The following is a 15,654-nucleotide window of genomic DNA, read 5'->3' on the forward strand; positions in this document are numbered from 1 at the left end:
TTTGAAATCGCGTCCTCGCTGAGCCCTCTCCGTTTGAGTGCGTTGACCGTGTCTTTCAGCGCCACTTACTCCTCACCTCCGGCCTCAAACTCCGGCTCCTCATACTCTTCTTCTTCCTCGACTTCCATTAGATCCTTCTCGATCGTTGCATATCCGCCGACCTTCTTCTCCTCGATCTTTGCCAGCAGCTCAGCTTCATCTCCAAGCACCTCGATCAGCAGATCATCGACATCGACTGGGCTGCCTTGCACGCTTCTTGAAGGATCGATGCCGTCCTCACCATATTTGAACTGGATGATCATGTCCGCGGTATTCCTCACGGTGCCATCCTGTTTTAACTTTAGATCCTCAAGCGCGTTGATGAGACGACGCTGCATATAACCCGATCTTGATGTACGAACAGCCGTGTCGACGAGACCTTCACGACCGCCCATGCTGTGGAAAAAGAATTCGGTTGGCGTCAGACCGCTCTTATAGGAATTAACAACGAATCCCTTTGCTCTCGCACCGAGATCACCTTTCTTGAAGTGCGGCAACGTCCTATTCCAGTATCCTCTCGAAAGCCTTTCTCCTCTGACCGCCTGCTGACCGATACAACCAGCCATCTGGCTCAGGTTGAGCATCGAACCTCGTGCTCCAGATCGTGCCATGATCACAGCGGAGTTCTCGAGACCGAGATGCCTTGACGCAATCTGCCCTGCCTCGTCCCTCGCCCTTCCTAGGACCTTCATGACTTCAACTTCAAGAGTTTCTTCGAGAGACCGTCCTGGAAGCTGTTCGAGAATACCCTCACGATACGCGGCGACGAGTTCATCGACCTTCTTCGCCGCGTCCTGAAGCACTTCCTCGATCTGTCTCTTCGCTTCCTCAGGGATATCCTCATCATCAATTCCCGTCGTGAATCCACGCACCATGATTGCGCCGATCGCAAGTCGCGTCAGATTGTCGATAAACGTACGTGCGATATCTGAACCGTAATCCCTGGCGATCTTGTCGATGATTTTACCCTTGAAAGCGCCGATCGCTTTCTCATCGATTGTACCGCACAAGAGCGTTCCATTTCTGATTTTCACATAGGCATCGAGATCGCATTTCTCTTTGAGACATTCGGGACATTTCCTGCAGATCGATGCCCTAAACGTCATCCTGAGATCATCTGGCAGTATCAGTGAAAACAGTTGCTTTCCCGTCCAGTACTTCATGCCGTTTTCAATAATAGGTTCTGGCAAAGGTTTATGATCAACTTTTGAAAGGATGAAGAGTGTTTCGCTCAGTGTGAACTTCGAATCCTTATGGGTGAGCAGGAAGCTACCAGTGATGTGATCGTGGATTGCGCCAATAATGGGGCCTCCAAATCTCGGCGAGAGAATGTGTTCCTGAACTTTCATGAGGATGAGGGCTTCTGCTCTCGCTTCATCACTCTGCAAAACGTGGAGGTTCATCTCATCCCCGTCGAAATCCGCGTTGTACGGCGGACAGACACAGAGATTGAGCCGGAATGTCTTCCATGGCATGACCTTGACCGTGTGCGCCATCATCGACATTCTGTGAAGCGAAGGCTGTCTGTTGAATAGGACGATATCGCCATCAACGAGATGCCTTTCCACAACAAATCCGATATCGAGAGTTTCGGCGACACTCTCCGCATTTTTCTCCGTGACCCTAATTCTCCTGCCATCGGGCCGAATCACGTAGTTAACACCGGGCAAATATTTCGGACCTGGTGGATTCGGTCCTCGCTTGACCATTTCCCTTAAGGTTTCGATGTTGTACTTTGTCACATAAACGGGGACAGTCAGTTCCCTTGCAGCTTCGACGGGAACGCCAACTTCATTGATCGAGAGAGAAGGATCTGGTGAAATGACGGTACGTGCGGAAAAATTGACCCTCTTTCCTGAGAGGTTCGACCTGAACCTCCCCTCCTTCCCCTTAAGTCGCTGAACGAGGGTCTTCAACGGCCTTCCTGAACGGTGCCTTGCTGGTGGAATTCCTGAAGTTTGATTATCGAAATAAGTCGTCACATGATACTGCAAAAGCTCCCAGAGGTCCTCGACGATGAGTTGTGGTGCCCCGGCATCCCTGTTTTCTCTCAGACGCTGATTGATTCTCAATACATCAACGAGCTTGTGCGTCAAATCGTCCTCTGAGCGGTCACCGGATTCAAGCGTGATTGACGGCCTCACGGTAACAGGGGGAACAGGGAGGGCAGTGAGAACCATCCATTCAGGTCTGCATGCTTTGGGATCGATGCCCAACGGTATTAAATCTTCATCTGGGATCCTTTCGAGACGTTCCCGAACTTCTTTCGGCGTGAGCTTATGTCCGTTTTCCCTAAAAGTCGTTGGCTTGTCAAGTGTAATTTTCAGTTGCTCGGCGCCACAGTGCGGACAAACAGGTCGTGAGGCCGCATCTTTGGCTGTCTCCTTTGAGACCATGCGAACCTCAATCGCATCGCCACCTAGCGTTTCGAGCGACTCCATCGCCTCCTTGTATTCCCTAGCTTGATCCTCCGTCAAAAGAAGGCGCCCACATGACCTGCAGGTCGATTGCAACAGCTTCTTGATTTCCTTGACAAAACCAACATGAATCACTGGCATCGCAAGGTCGATGTGACCGAAGTGTCCTGGGCACTCGTCGGCCTTATGCCCGCAGGTCTTACAGCGCAGACCTGGCTCGATGACGCCCAGATGGGGATCCATCAAGCCCATTTCAATGGGAAATCCGTCATCGTCGTAGGTGTCGGCCGTGATGATTTTCGTAGCTGACATCCGCCGGATCTCATCCGGCGACAACACGGCAAACTTGATTGCCCCTATTCTCTTGGAGACGCCTCGCATCATCTTAAGTCCTCCAGTTGAAGTCGCATTACAACGCCCAACGAAAGAAGCTCATCGAGCAGCAATTTGAAAGCATATGATGTCTGGACAAGACTGATATTTGTGTTATTACCGCATACAGGACATCTCAGCACACCGCGTCTATCCATGATTGCGATGTGTCCACAATTCGGATTCCCACAAACATACTGGAACGTACCGTCGGATTCATCAAGCAATCGATCCTTGATCACCATGGCGGCGCCATGACCTATCAGACAGTCCCTTTCCATTTCACCAAATCTGAGACCGCCCTGTCTTGAGCGACCCTCCGTTGGCTGTCGTGTCAAAATTTGAACTGGCCCGCGACTGCGAACATGGAGCTTCCCGGAGACCATGTGGTGCAGTTTCTGATAATAGATCACGCCGATGAAAATGTCCGCACCGATCTTCCGACCAGACATACCGTCGTACATGACTTCCTTTCCGGTGTGCTTGAATCCACATCTCACGAGCGCTTCACGCAACGATTGCTCTTTCTCCCCACTGAAAGGCGTGCCATCGATCATCCGGCACTCCATTGCGCCGACTTTGCCACCGATCATCTCGAGGACGTGGGCAACGGTCATTCTTGATGGAATCGCATGTGGATTGATGATCAGATCGGGGACGACGCCATCCGATGTGAATGGCATGTCCTCCTGCGGCACGATGAGCCCGACAACACCTTTTTGACCATGACGAGATGCGAACTTATCGCCGAGTTCTGGGATCCTCTCATCCCTGACCTTGACCTTGACAAGACGACTTCCATTTTCCGATTCTGTCAGCATGACGCTGTCAACCCATCCACTCTCACCGGGTCTGACGGTGATCGATGTCTCCCGCCGTTTCTGAGGCGTAAGAAAGTCCGTTTCCTCTTCAAGGAATCGCGGTGGCGATGTCTTACCAATCAGCACATCGCCGCCGTTAACCGGAGTCTCCGGACTGATCAGCCCGTCTTCGCCGAGATTGCTGTAGGCAAGATCAGCCCTCGCCCCCCTCACATCTGGACCCGGAATTTCAAAGTGATCTTCCTGCCCACCAGGATATCTGCGTTCCTCGGCCCTGTAGGTTCTCATGAAAGTCGAGCGACCGAGCCCTCTTTCAATGCTTGCCTTGTTGAGAATCAATGCATCTTCCATATTGTATCCGTGATAAGACAGAACTGCGACAACAAAGTTCTGACCCGCAGGTCTCTCGTTGAACGAAACGAAATCCATTGTCTTCGTCTGCACAATCGGTTTCTGCGGATAGTGCAGAAGGTGCCCTCTCGTGTCCGGTCTCTTACGATAGTTCGTTGTGCTGAGACCGAGGGATTGCTTCGCCATCCCCGCTCCCATTGTGATTCTCGGCGAAGAGTTGTGCTCGGCGTAAGGGACAAGCCCAGCGCACACCCCAAGAATGAGAATTGGGTCGATCTCCATGTGCGTGTGTTCTCTCGTCAGCGTTAGAGGTGTTTTCATCTCGCCGTTGCAGTGACGACAGCGGAGAAGCGCATAATTTTCCTCTGCACCAGGATTTAACCAAATGACATCGATCGGTGATAACGCCCTGCCGCAGCTGCTGCATCGCTCTGGCACTTTATAGGCCTCGACAGCGATGTAGGTGTCTTCTTCTTCCTCAGCATCCAACCATTCAATAACCCCTTCTCTTAGGAGGTCTGACCATCGGAGCCTGCCTTCTGCAATCTCATCAAGATGCTTCCTCGTTAGAACGGTTCTCCCGTTTTTAACGACAAGGAGGGGCCTTCTCAACCTGCCTTCATCGCAGTTGATGATGACTTCGTCCATTTCCTCATCATATCTGATGTTAATTTCGTGAGAAATGATCCCTGACCTTCGTCTATATCGGATCTCCGCGACGAGTTCCCTCGCGCGATCGTGAACCCCGACAAGATCGCCGTTCACGTATACCCGAGTACCCGTCTTCTTCTGACCTTTAACCTCTTTAACCCCGAGATCCCTCAGTATCCAGAGAACATTCTCTTCGGGAAATCCTTCCGAGACATCGATGATCAGCGCCGCATTCTTAACAAGCCCGCAATTCTGACCTTCCGGCGTTTCATTCGGGCAGAGTCTGCCCCATTGCGTCGGATGCAGATCTCTCGCCTCGAAATGAGGCTGGCTCCTTGTGAGAGAGGAGGTCACTCTCCTCAGATGACTGAGCGTGCTCATATTTGATGTTCGGTCAAGGAGTTGGCTTACGCCTGCTCTACCACCAACCCAATTGCCTGTCGCAAGGGCGTGGATAAGGCGATTTGTTAGCAGATCGGGTCTGATGGCGCTCGAGATTCTCAGATCCTTCTTTCTCGCGTAGCTTCTTTCGAGTTGGTACTTTAAATCCTTCATCAGGTTGGTAAAGGCAACCCTGAAAAGATCCTCCATCAGATCGCCAGAAAGTTTGAGACGCTTGTTTGCGTAATGATCCTTATCATCCTCCTTTCTCAAGCCAAGGGATAATTCAAGCACGCTTCTCGCGATCCGTCCGAGGAAAATCGCCTTTTTGAGTCGATCTTCTGGTGTGTCACCGAGGTGAGGGAGGAGAGAACGGTCGAGGATTGACTCCACCTTCTTCACACGGTATTCCTTCGCCTGCCCCGTCGCGAACTTCCTTTCGAGGTAAAGGATCGCATCTTCGGTTGTGAAGATACCATTCGGCGGATACAGTTTCTTGTCTTGGCATTCCTCGATATTAGCGTAGACTATGTTCGCCATTTCTGGGACACTCACAATTGCCTCGTAAATCTCTTCATCGCTTTCCATGCCAAGCGCTTTCATCAAAACGACAAGTGGTATCTGGCCAGAGGCAGCGGGTACGGTGACCATGAGCATTCCGTCTTTTTTCTTCTCAACGAGGGTTAGAGCCCGATAGCCCTCCCTCTGCGAGAAAACCTTGGCAACCTCGATCTTCGTGCCGTACCGCTCGTTGAATTCGACCATGACCCGGTTTGGCGCGAGATCCTCGAGAGAAATCAGAACTCTCTCGGTTCCTCCGATGATAAAGTATCCTCCAGGATCCATTGGATCTTCGCCCGCCTCGATCAGTTTCTTGATATACTCCTCCTCAGTGAGCTCCCTTTCCTCTTCCATATTTTCCTTATAAAGCGTGCATTTCTTCGATTTGACCATGATCGGGAGATCACCGATATGAACATGCTCTGGTTCCCTTTCAATTCCATCTTCAATGACAGTAAAGTCAACGTACACTGGCGCGATGTAATTTAAATTCCTCAGTCTCGCCTCCATGGGTGTCAGTATATGGGAGGCACCATTTGCCTCCCTAACAATCGGCAATTTCACGTGCACGGTTGGGCGAGCATGAGGGTCAATCATACCCGTCTTCTCATCTCTCTTTCTTCCGACTCTGATTTCAATGATCCTTCCATCGGTCTTGTCTGGATCGAGTCTAATCACACCCCTATCGATATCCTCGACTGAGACCCTCAAGTTGTCGACGATTTTCTGCATTCGGCTGTTTGGGTTGTCGATTGTCGAGAGAAAATCGTTAAAACTTGCGATATGGTGGTTGACGATACTCCGCTCTTTAAAATAAAGTTCTACAAGTTCCCGCAAAATCTCACCCTCTTATAACCATCCTGTATGCCACAAAAATTTCTGCAGTTGGACTCTTCCTCACGATTTTGATAATTCTGCCCTCCTCGATTGGGCCATAAATCTTTTCAAGAACCTTGACGCATGCATCGCTCTTTCTGATTTTTGGAAGTTGATCTCGTGTAATCCTCAACTCTTTCAAGACCTTCTCAGCCTCTTCTTCCGTGAGCAAATGGTGCTCAGGTACTAGCTCATGCTCTAAAACATTAAATTCGATAACATCAGACACAATTTCACCTCGCCGCTGGTCCCGGACCTATTTTTCCATTAAATGCTATCATTATAAAAATGCATCGACGCAACGACTTTTTACCAGGCTTCATCACCGTTGACATCTTCTCCCCTTCCAGGCGGGCCCGCGGGGATTTTCGAAGGCCTTGGGGATCCGAGGCCTTTTCGAACCCCGGGCCATCTGGTTAAAAGCCAGATGCTCTTTCTAGGGATGCTTAAAGTTTAAGAATCCAACCTAGCTGAGCTACGGGCCCTTGGCAAGCACACATAGGCATGTAGAGAGTCCCCAAACAACTATCATTATTTAAACTTTGTCTAAAAGGGATTTTTGAATCTCGCTACTCAACTTGAGATTAATGGTACCATCATGGAAAATAACATACGAGTAGATAGCGACTGATCAGCACTGAGTTTTTCAAAGGTATCTACTCGCAAAACACACTTCCAATCTCTATAAGATCGAGAGACCGTTTTCTTCAACACTGATCCTCGCTACAGATGATTTTGTAAAAAACAGGGTGGAGAAGGATTTATAAATAGGAGAAGCTTCATCTCGCACCGGCTGAGACCATGAAGCAAGAGAAGATCTGCAGTTCATGTGGAATCAGGCTTGTCGGAAAGGGAATCACTTATTTTAAATGCCCAATGTGTGGTGGGACAGAAATCGGGCGCTGCGCTAAATGCAGGGATCAGAGTGTGCCTTACACATGCCCCAAGTGCGGCTTTACGGGGCCATAGGTGATCATTATGGGTAAAGTTGCTGCAGTCTACAATTTGATGCCCGATGACATAAATATCCCAATGGAAGAGATTGCACACACAATTACCAAGGTCATTCCTGGCGGAGTGGAAGTGGCGAAGATTGAAGTGAAACCTGTGGCTTTTGGTCTCAAGATGCTCACAGCTACATTCGTGATGAATGATGCTGAAGGCATAGTCGATAAACTTGAGACCGCGCTTCATGAAATCAAAGGTATTCAAAGCGTTGAAGCTGTTTCTCTCACGCTGATCTGATCAAGACTTAAAGAGAAGATCCTTTTTTTCACTCCTATCTAATGATATTTTAATAGAGCCTCTCACAAGAAGTCAAAAACTGTGTTCTTGTTTCTATCATTTGTTATTAAATGGCTAACGCCGTACATCAAAGCTCAATATATTACTATATAATAATTTACGGCTATGGGCAATTTTGCAATTTGCAACGGTCAACTCATACGACTCTACTTGTTCTACAAATGGAAACTGCAATTATTATTCAATGATAAAACACTAAAAGTTAATGAAACTGATGAAACAAAAATGTAAACAAAAAGAGGATGAAAAAGAACATTCCATTTCTTTTCTTCACTCTGGCGGTGCAAGAATGCATCCTTCATTCATCAGCAACTTTGTCATATCTCTCGCACGACGAATGATCGACGAGGCCCTCTCATAAAGCTCGTTCCTGCTCATTTTGATCCTCGCAACCCCCTGTTCCATCGCTTTCATCCCGACTGCGACAGCCTCTCTCGGGAACACTTCCCAGTCATCCATTGTCGGTACGATGTACTCCTCTGTCAAACCCTTATCCTCAGCTGTTTTTGCAAGCTCCAACGCGGCGGCGATACACATTTCATCGGTGATCGTTCTTGCTCTAACATCAAGCGCACCTCTGAAAATACCAGGGAATCCAAGCGAATTGTTGATCTGATTCGGGAAATCTGATCGACCTGTTGCGACAATCCGGGCACCCGCTTCTTTGGCATCCCAGGGCCAAATCTCCGGAATTGGATTGGCCGTAGCAAAGACGATCGCATTGTCAGCCATCGATCTTACCATTTCCTTTGTAATGACACCTGGTCCAGGCCTCGAGGCCCCGATGACGATATCAGCGCCTTCCATCGCTTCTTTAATTCCACCGATCTTGCCCTCTGCATTTGACTTCAGCGCCATTTCCCACTTCTCAGGATATTTTCCTTCGAGATCCGTTCTACCAGGATGCAGAATGCCCTTACTATCGACCATGACGATATTCTTAATATTAACGCCCGCGGCAATCAAAACTCGTGCAATCGCGATGTTTGCGGCACCCGCACCGATCATGGCGACCTTTGCCTCATTCATTTTCTTACCAACAAGCTTCAGCGCGTTGATTGCCCCCGCCGTGACGATCGTGGCCGTTCCCTGTTGATCGTCGTGCCAAACTGGAATTTCAACTTCCTTCCGCAGGCGATCGAGAATCGTAAAACACTTAGGATGCGCGATGTCTTCAAGATTGATACCACCGAATGAAGGGACGATCCATTTGACAGCTTGAATGATTTCATCGGGGTCCTTAGTGTTCAAGCAGATCGGTACCGCGTCAACGCCTCCCAAATACTTGAAAAGGAGGGCTTTACCCTCCATCACCGGCAAACCTGCTTCTGGCCCAATATCGCCAAGGCCAAGTACTCTTGTACCATCGGTCACGACTGCTACCATGTTCCATTTATTCGTATGACTGTAAACATGCTCAGGATTTTTTTGGATGTCCTTGCACGGCTCTGCGACCCCAGGGGTGTACCAAATCGCAAAATCCTGGAAGTTGCGTATCGGGCACTTCGGGACAACTTCGATCTTTCCCTCGTAATAGGGGTGGTACTTCATTGCTAGTCTTGCTGGTTCATATGCTTTTTTCAATCTTTCTTCATCGGTTTTCTTCGCACCAGACATCATAACACCCATTTTTGTCTTGACTTCAATTCTACCCAGAGCGTGCCAGGAAACTCTTCCCGGCATGATAGGGCGTGACATATAAACCATCAGATAAATAATGATTGAGGTTTCACCTCTTTGTATTCGAAATAACAATATCGATTTTCGAAATCAATCAAAAAAATGAAATGAGTGTGAAATATGGCACGAAGAGATGAAACAATCGCACTTTCGCTAATCTTTATAATTCATGAATCACCAGCATGTTAAGACCATTAAGATTCATTCGATCGCGTTAAATTATCTATAATAATTCTCAATATCACGCCCGATTATGTTCATTCATATGAATCCTAACGTTCTCATCGTCGATGGCTTCGTTGATGAGCCTGCGTCGCTTGGGGTACCACCGTATGTCTCACCGCATATCAGGGCGATAGCAGGAGCTGTCGTGGACGCAGGAGCAACTCCTCATTACATGTCAATTAATGATTTAAGGAAACAAGTGAAACTACCAGATGCGCAGATCAGCGTTTTCTTCGGTGGTGTATCAGTTCCCGGCAAATATCTGAGAGCGATGCCAGCATCGCAGAATGAAATTATTCAGTTTTCGAAAATATTACCAGGTGTCAAAATTCTTGGCGGCCCTGCGACATTCGACGAGCAATACGAAGAAACGGGTCTTTTCGATCAGATCGCGAAAAAGGATGTAGCCGCGTGTGTTTACGATTTTCTCAGAACAGGTGAATTTTCCACCAGGTGGAGGACGATAGAAGAATGGAATCGCTGGCTGATCGAGGGAGCGCCCGTGGTCAAGAAACATCCAGATTATCCTCAACCGCTCATCGCTGAAATTGAAACATATAGGGGATGCATTCGATACCGATCGGGCGGATGTTCGTTCTGTATCGAGGCGCTCAAAGGCGCACCTTTATTTCGAGAGCCTGAGGATGTTATTAAAGAAATCAAGACATTGAGTCGCCTTGGCGTCAAAAACTTCAGACTCGGTGGCCAGACATGCTTCATCTCGTACAAAGCTGAGGGTTATGATGACAATCTCAAACTTAATCCGCAAGCGATTAAAACTCTTCTCTCAGGAATTGCCGACATCGGCATCGATGTCATCCACCTTGATAACGCGAATCCAGCGGTAATCGCTGAGCATCCAGAGGAAGCAAGAGTGATTCTTGAAACCATAGTGGATTATTGCACAAGTGGCAACGTTCTGGCACTCGGAATGGAGAGTGCAGATCCAATCGTCATCGAGAGGAATAATCTCAATGCCACGCCCGAACAGGTCTTTGACGCGATTAAATTGATCAATGATGTTGGAGCTGAAATTGGGGAGAACGGCCTGCCGAAGCTGCTTCCAGGTCTCAATTTCATTATTGGACTAGATGGCGAGAGCAAGAAAACACTTGAACACAATTTGGCCTTTCTCCGTTCCGTCCTGAAAGAAGGATTGCTGCTCAGGAGGATCAACGTGAGGCAGGTCATGCCGATCAGGAGAGAATTCAAGCCGGGAGTTACCCATACAGATTTTCTCAGATTCAAAGAAGCGGTGAGGAAAGAAATCGATAAACCAATGCTGCAGCGTGTCGCTCCAGCTGGAACTATACTACGAAGAGTATATTTGGAAATAAGGGAAGGAAATAAGACATTCGGCCGACAAATCGGAACTTATCCCTTGCTTGTCGGGTTTGATTATCCGCTTGAGCTAGGACGTTTCGTTGATGCAATGGTTGTTGGCTGGGGTTACAGGAGTATCACCGCAATCGAATTCCCGTTCCCAATCAACACGGCTTCACTTGCTGCAATGAGGTCTCTACCATCAATCGGCGAGAAGAGGGCTACTCGAATTCTGAAGAGAAGACCGTTCAGAACACTCCTAGAGCTGGCAAACGCACTCGACGATCCATCGCTTGCTGAAAAAATCGCTCCAATCATCACATTCGATGTCGCCGAAACCATGAATGAAAGTAAAGCGATTGTATCAAAAGGTCAGAATACGCGGAAAAAATGAAATAAAGAGAAGCGATTGAATCAATCGATATGGATCCACATCGCCTCGCAAAATTTCCGTTTCTCAGAGATGCGATTACGTATGTGAAAGAAAATGATGTGGATCTCGACGATGTTCTCCGAGAATACGTTTTCTCCGAGGCAAGAAGACGCGGTAAAAAGAGAGTCATGGATGCACTAGTCGAGGGAGAAATTGAGAATTATCCGATGTCAACAGAGGAAGAGTGTCTACTCGAAATACTCAGTTATCCCGTCGCTCGGATGATCGTATCCTGCATCAACGATAGTTTTCTAATCAAACGTTACGCGCTTGCTGAAGCGGTGACGATGAACAAGAGACTACTCTCAGAGAGTACCGAATCCGTCGCAGCTGTTGCGGACGAACTTGGGGTTAAAGTCGCGATCATCGATGAATCGCTCAGAATGTATTTTTCCGATTATCTGAGGTATACTTCAAAAATGCGTAGTGTTGATTGGAAACTCGTAAACATGGAAGTAGAGAACGGGTATGTTTATCTGAACAAGCATCGATTTGCGAGAGTACTTCAACAGGCGTTGCAAGAGAAGATTGAAAATGAATTGCCACTTGAAGTTTCTGATGAGATCCTACAGCGATTTTCCACCGATCTTGCAGAAATTCGAACGGCACTCGAGATGAGGGTAACAAAGTACAAGGTTGAAGACCTTGGAAGAATCAGCATCATCAAACTACCTCCGTGCATGAGAAAACTCGTCGGAATGGTGCAGGCGGGTGAGAATATCCCACACAGCGGCAGGTTCGCAGTAACCGCGTTTCTCCATGGAATAGGACTTTCTCAAGAAGAGATCCTTAGACTTTTTTCGAGTTCACCGGATTTCGATCAATCGAAGACTCGCTACCAGATCGAACACATCACCGGGGAAATTTCTGGTACGAGATATACCGCACCAGAATGTTCGACGATGAAAAGCTACGGACTCTGTTATGAGCCCGATTCACTCTGCAAGAAGATCAAGCACCCATTTACCTATTACCGAGCGAAAAGCAGAAAACGAAAAGAGATGAGTTCAGAGGAGAATCGATCAAAGTCGCCAATGAAGAAAAATAGAGCGGGAGATCGTCTGGACAATTGATGAAATATCCCCGGAATCGGTATCATCTGCACCTAATGATTGTAAATAAAAATCATAACTGAAATTTGATCAATGCAAAATCGCATTCAACCGCATCCAAGCTGCTCATTTAATCTTTTTCCAGATGACATAAGCCCTCTGCACCGCGGTAAGATTTCCAACGATCGCAAACCAGAGCATCACGAGTTCAAATATCGTGAATTGCAGTTTGTCAAATCCAATCGTTTCCGATCCTAAAAAGATCAGACCCCATTGGACAAGTGGCGCGAAGAACAATATAACAATTCTATCGGCCCTTCCAAGCAGTCCACTGTATAGTCTCCCCGCGCCGACGGCTTGCGCCTGAGTACCCATGTAACTGGTCAGGAGAACCCCGATGATAGCAAGAATCCCGATATACGGATTGCACCAGGGGCTCACCGCGATCAAGCCGATCATCAAAACATCAGCGTACCGATCGAGGACGTGATCGACAAAATCACCGCTCTTTGAAGCTCTTCCAGATAGACGTGCAACTTTTCCATCCAACGCATCGAAAAAACCGTTTAGAATAATGAGGATCGATGTCGCAATGAGCAAGGGATGAACCCAGTAGCTGAAGTATATGGAAATTCCTGCGGCAATAGCGAACAAAAACGCGGTCCAAGATAAAGTATTTGGATTAACGCGGCGAAACGCCTTTGCGAAAGGATCGAGAATGACTTCGGCATCATTCCTCAAGGATTCTAGAACCAGCTCAGTACCTCCTCACTCCAATCGATATTTCCGTATGCATACTTTTCTTTTTCTCCAGCCAGTATCTCCAAAATACAGACTGCGACCTCTTCAGGTGTTCTCGATGTTGTGTCGATCTCGTACACCTCGTTTGATTGTTCAAGGGATTCGATAAGGATGACATCGCACGCCTCAGCCTCCATATTCTCCCTCACTTTAGATTCCTTCCAACCGAGATTTCTCAACCTCATACCGAGAACAGAGGGACTACACCTGAGCACGATGATCATATCAATGATGTCTGGATCGATCAGGTGGGAAAGATGACCGACGACGAATACGTCCTTTTTCTGAATCTTTCCTCGTAACACTACATCGAGTTTTGAGAGATCGACCTCATAGCTATCCCTCTTCCCATCATATCCGCAAATGAGGCCCTCTTCTCTTGCAAGATCGCTGATCTCGATGATTTCAAAACCTTTTAATTGAAGAATCGCTGCGGCAGAGCTCTTGCCCGTTCCTGGTGTACCAGTAATTGCTATGACCACGATTGAGCATCGATAGACTGAATATTAATTATTCGCATTCATACACACAACGATCTTTTAGACACGCTGAATCATTATCGCTATAGTGCCAGGAGAATCCATCTCCTGGCGAAGGGGACAAATCCCCGGGGGCCTTCCCCAAACACTCACGTATTGAGCAGTTGGTTGTTGACGGCAGACCTGAACCACTCTATAAAAATCATCGGAGAGCATGCTACAGCAAACCTTATATAGCAATACACTCAAAAAAAACACTCAAGAAAAAAATACCGAAAAAGTTGAATGGTAATCGTTTAAAGACAAACCAGAAACTTTGCCTAAGTGATCGAAAAAGAAAGACTTCAAAAAAGCATCAGTTTTTCCTTGTATGATTTTGCGAGCGAGCGTTATTGGACGTTCGACCTGAAATGTGATGTCATATGATACATCCATCAGAATCAAGTTCTCCGCTGGAGCTATGCCGAAGTCGATAAACTCACCCCCCAATGCCCTCTTGACGTCCTCAATCGCTGCCCTTCCCGAAGCAACCATCGTCATCGACGAAACGATTTTCCTCACCATATTCCACAAGAAATCCCTGGCGATGAAGTCGATTGCGATGTAATTCCCACATTCGCTTACGGCGATCTTACTAATCGTCCTTATCGTCGATCGACCATCATATCTGCAAAATTGCCTGAAATCGTGCTTTCCCTCGAAGAGTGTTGCACATTTCATCATAAGATCAACATCGACACCAGAATTCGGTAACCAGTATCGATACCAGCGTGCTTTCGCGCGTCTCGGAGAGAAGTCAATTGGCGTTTCGGCGACTGCGTAGAAATAAAGATTCTTCGCGACAGAATTCATGGCTCGAAGGAGTTCACTCTTTCGAAACTCCGTATCAAAAGCGAACACGTTGCCGAGAGCGCTCACGCCGCGATCCGTCCTGCTCGCCGCTTTGAATCGTGAAGACGTCTCATTTTTAATCGCATTGATTTCTTTCAGAGTTTTGATGATTTCGCCTTCAACCGTCGGTAGATCTGGTTGTCTTTGAGAGCCAGCGAAAAGTCTACCATCGTAAGCCGTTTTGACGGCTGCTCTCCAGACCACGACAGCATTAAGTAAGAAACGGGTAATAAGCTTTCTGGGAAGACTCATGCCACAATTCAGAGTAGTCCTGGTCAATCCGAAGAATGATGGGAACATAGGGGCGATTGCAAGAGTCATGGGTAATTTCGATTTCCAAGACCTTTATCTTGTGAATCCTTGCCAGATCACCGAAGAAGCGTATAAGAGAGCGAAGCACGCCGTTGATATTCTACGCGATGCGAGGATTGTCGAGACTCTCGATGATGCCATCAAAGAGTGTTCGCTCGTCGTCGGCACGAGCGGCGTCACGACGCCAAGTGAAAAAAATTTTATGAGGATTCCACTGACACCAAAAGAATTCGCTGAAAAAACGAAAACGAGCGAGGGTCGAATCGCCTTGCTTTTCGGAAGGGAAGATTACGGCCTTTCGCAGGAAGAGTTGATGAAATGCGACATCCTCGTTCATATTCCAGCAAGCTCGCAGTATCCCGTCCTCAACATTTCCCATGCGGCCGCTATCATATTTTATGAAATATTCCTCGTTGGAGCTCGATCGTTCACACTGACCGAAGCGAGCGAGATTGAAAAGGAAAAATTGCATGAGTTCTTTTCTGATCTCCTAGATGCAATTGGTTATCCTCAATTTAGAAAAGAGCGAACAAAGATCATGTTCCGTCGTTTGGTAGGCAGAGCTGTGCCATCTAGGTGGGAGTTCTACACGCTGATGGGCGTGATCGGAGACGCGGTCAAGAAGATCCGCTTGAAGGAATCGAATGGTAATGAAACGGATGATCAGAATTTTGGCTCATAAGT

General features: G+C 47.7%; 12 protein-coding genes and 1 tRNA gene. 5 read left to right on the forward strand and 8 right to left on the reverse strand.

Translation table 11 applies throughout. From position 1 onward, the window contains the following. Positions 1-65 precede the first annotated feature (65 nt). From H5T41_05770 to H5T41_05785, 4 genes are all read right to left on the reverse strand, one after another. Positions 66-2,837 (reverse strand): DNA-directed RNA polymerase subunit A', encoded by a 2,772-nt coding sequence (locus tag H5T41_05770; GenBank protein ID MBC7108277.1) that lies wholly within the window; start codon positions 2,835-2,837, stop codon positions 66-68. Continuing rightward, the gene (locus H5T41_05775; protein ID MBC7108278.1) at positions 2,837-6,430 is read right to left on the reverse strand and encodes a DNA-directed RNA polymerase subunit B; all 3,594 of its coding nucleotides are present in this window, start codon (positions 6,428-6,430) and stop codon (positions 2,837-2,839) included. The genes H5T41_05770 and H5T41_05775 overlap by 1 nt, the downstream gene beginning before the upstream one ends. Positions 6,431-6,434: 4 nt before the next feature. Continuing rightward, positions 6,435-6,701, reverse strand: coding sequence for a DNA-directed RNA polymerase subunit H (locus H5T41_05780; protein MBC7108279.1), 267 nt, complete (start codon positions 6,699-6,701; stop codon positions 6,435-6,437). A 119-nt stretch (positions 6,702-6,820) separates the two neighbouring features. Continuing rightward, positions 6,821-6,954, reverse strand: a tRNA-Lys gene (locus H5T41_05785). A gap of 316 nt (positions 6,955-7,270) precedes the next feature. On the opposite strand from H5T41_05785, the gene H5T41_05790 reads away from it, so the two are divergent. Both H5T41_05790 and H5T41_05795 read left to right on the forward strand, forming a co-directional pair. Beyond that, on the forward strand, positions 7,271-7,438 hold the full coding sequence (locus H5T41_05790; protein ID MBC7108280.1) for a DUF1610 domain-containing protein: 168 nt from the start codon (positions 7,271-7,273) through the stop codon (positions 7,436-7,438). Between the two features lie 9 nt (positions 7,439-7,447). Further along, positions 7,448-7,714 carry an elongation factor 1-beta gene (locus H5T41_05795; GenBank protein ID MBC7108281.1) on the forward strand — a complete coding sequence of 89 codons (267 nt, stop codon included), beginning with the start codon at positions 7,448-7,450 and terminating at the stop codon, positions 7,712-7,714. A 330-nt stretch (positions 7,715-8,044) separates the two neighbouring features. Here the strand turns inward: H5T41_05795 and H5T41_05800 are convergent, their stop codons facing one another. Continuing rightward, positions 8,045-9,391, reverse strand: a complete 1,347-nt coding sequence (locus tag H5T41_05800) for an NADP-dependent malic enzyme (protein MBC7108282.1) — start codon at positions 9,389-9,391, stop codon at positions 8,045-8,047. Positions 9,392-9,707: 316 nt separating this feature from the next. On the opposite strand from H5T41_05800, the gene H5T41_05805 reads away from it, so the two are divergent. Then, positions 9,708-11,396, forward strand: a complete 1,689-nt coding sequence (locus H5T41_05805; protein ID MBC7108283.1) for a radical SAM protein — start codon at positions 9,708-9,710, stop codon at positions 11,394-11,396. Between the two features lie 29 nt (positions 11,397-11,425). Further along, a complete protein-coding gene (locus H5T41_05810; protein MBC7108284.1) occupies positions 11,426-12,508 on the forward strand; it encodes a DNA primase large subunit PriL in 1,083 nt (360 codons plus the stop codon). A 105-nt stretch (positions 12,509-12,613) separates the two neighbouring features. Here the strand turns inward: H5T41_05810 and H5T41_05815 are convergent, their stop codons facing one another. The 3 genes from H5T41_05815 to truA form a co-directional block, all read right to left on the reverse strand. Then, positions 12,614-13,243: a CDP-alcohol phosphatidyltransferase family protein gene (locus H5T41_05815; GenBank protein MBC7108285.1), complete on the reverse strand. Its 630-nt coding sequence runs from the start codon at positions 13,241-13,243 to the stop codon at positions 12,614-12,616. Next, positions 13,234-13,770, reverse strand: coding sequence for an adenylate kinase family protein (locus H5T41_05820; protein MBC7108286.1), 537 nt, complete (start codon positions 13,768-13,770; stop codon positions 13,234-13,236). Before H5T41_05820 ends, H5T41_05815 begins: the two co-directional genes overlap by 10 nt. A gap of 255 nt (positions 13,771-14,025) precedes the next feature. Continuing rightward, the gene (gene truA, locus H5T41_05825; GenBank protein MBC7108287.1) at positions 14,026-14,862 is read right to left on the reverse strand and encodes a tRNA pseudouridine(38-40) synthase TruA; all 837 of its coding nucleotides are present in this window, start codon (positions 14,860-14,862) and stop codon (positions 14,026-14,028) included. Positions 14,863-14,908: 46 nt separating this feature from the next. On the opposite strand from truA, the gene H5T41_05830 reads away from it, so the two are divergent. Beyond that, positions 14,909-15,652 carry an RNA methyltransferase gene (locus H5T41_05830; protein ID MBC7108288.1) on the forward strand — a complete coding sequence of 248 codons (744 nt, stop codon included), beginning with the start codon at positions 14,909-14,911 and terminating at the stop codon, positions 15,650-15,652. The last annotated feature ends 2 nt before the right edge of the window (positions 15,653-15,654 follow it).

Source organism: Methanomassiliicoccales archaeon, from assembly GCA_014361295.1.
GTDB lineage: Archaea > Thermoplasmatota > Thermoplasmata > Methanomassiliicoccales > JACIVX01 > JACIVX01.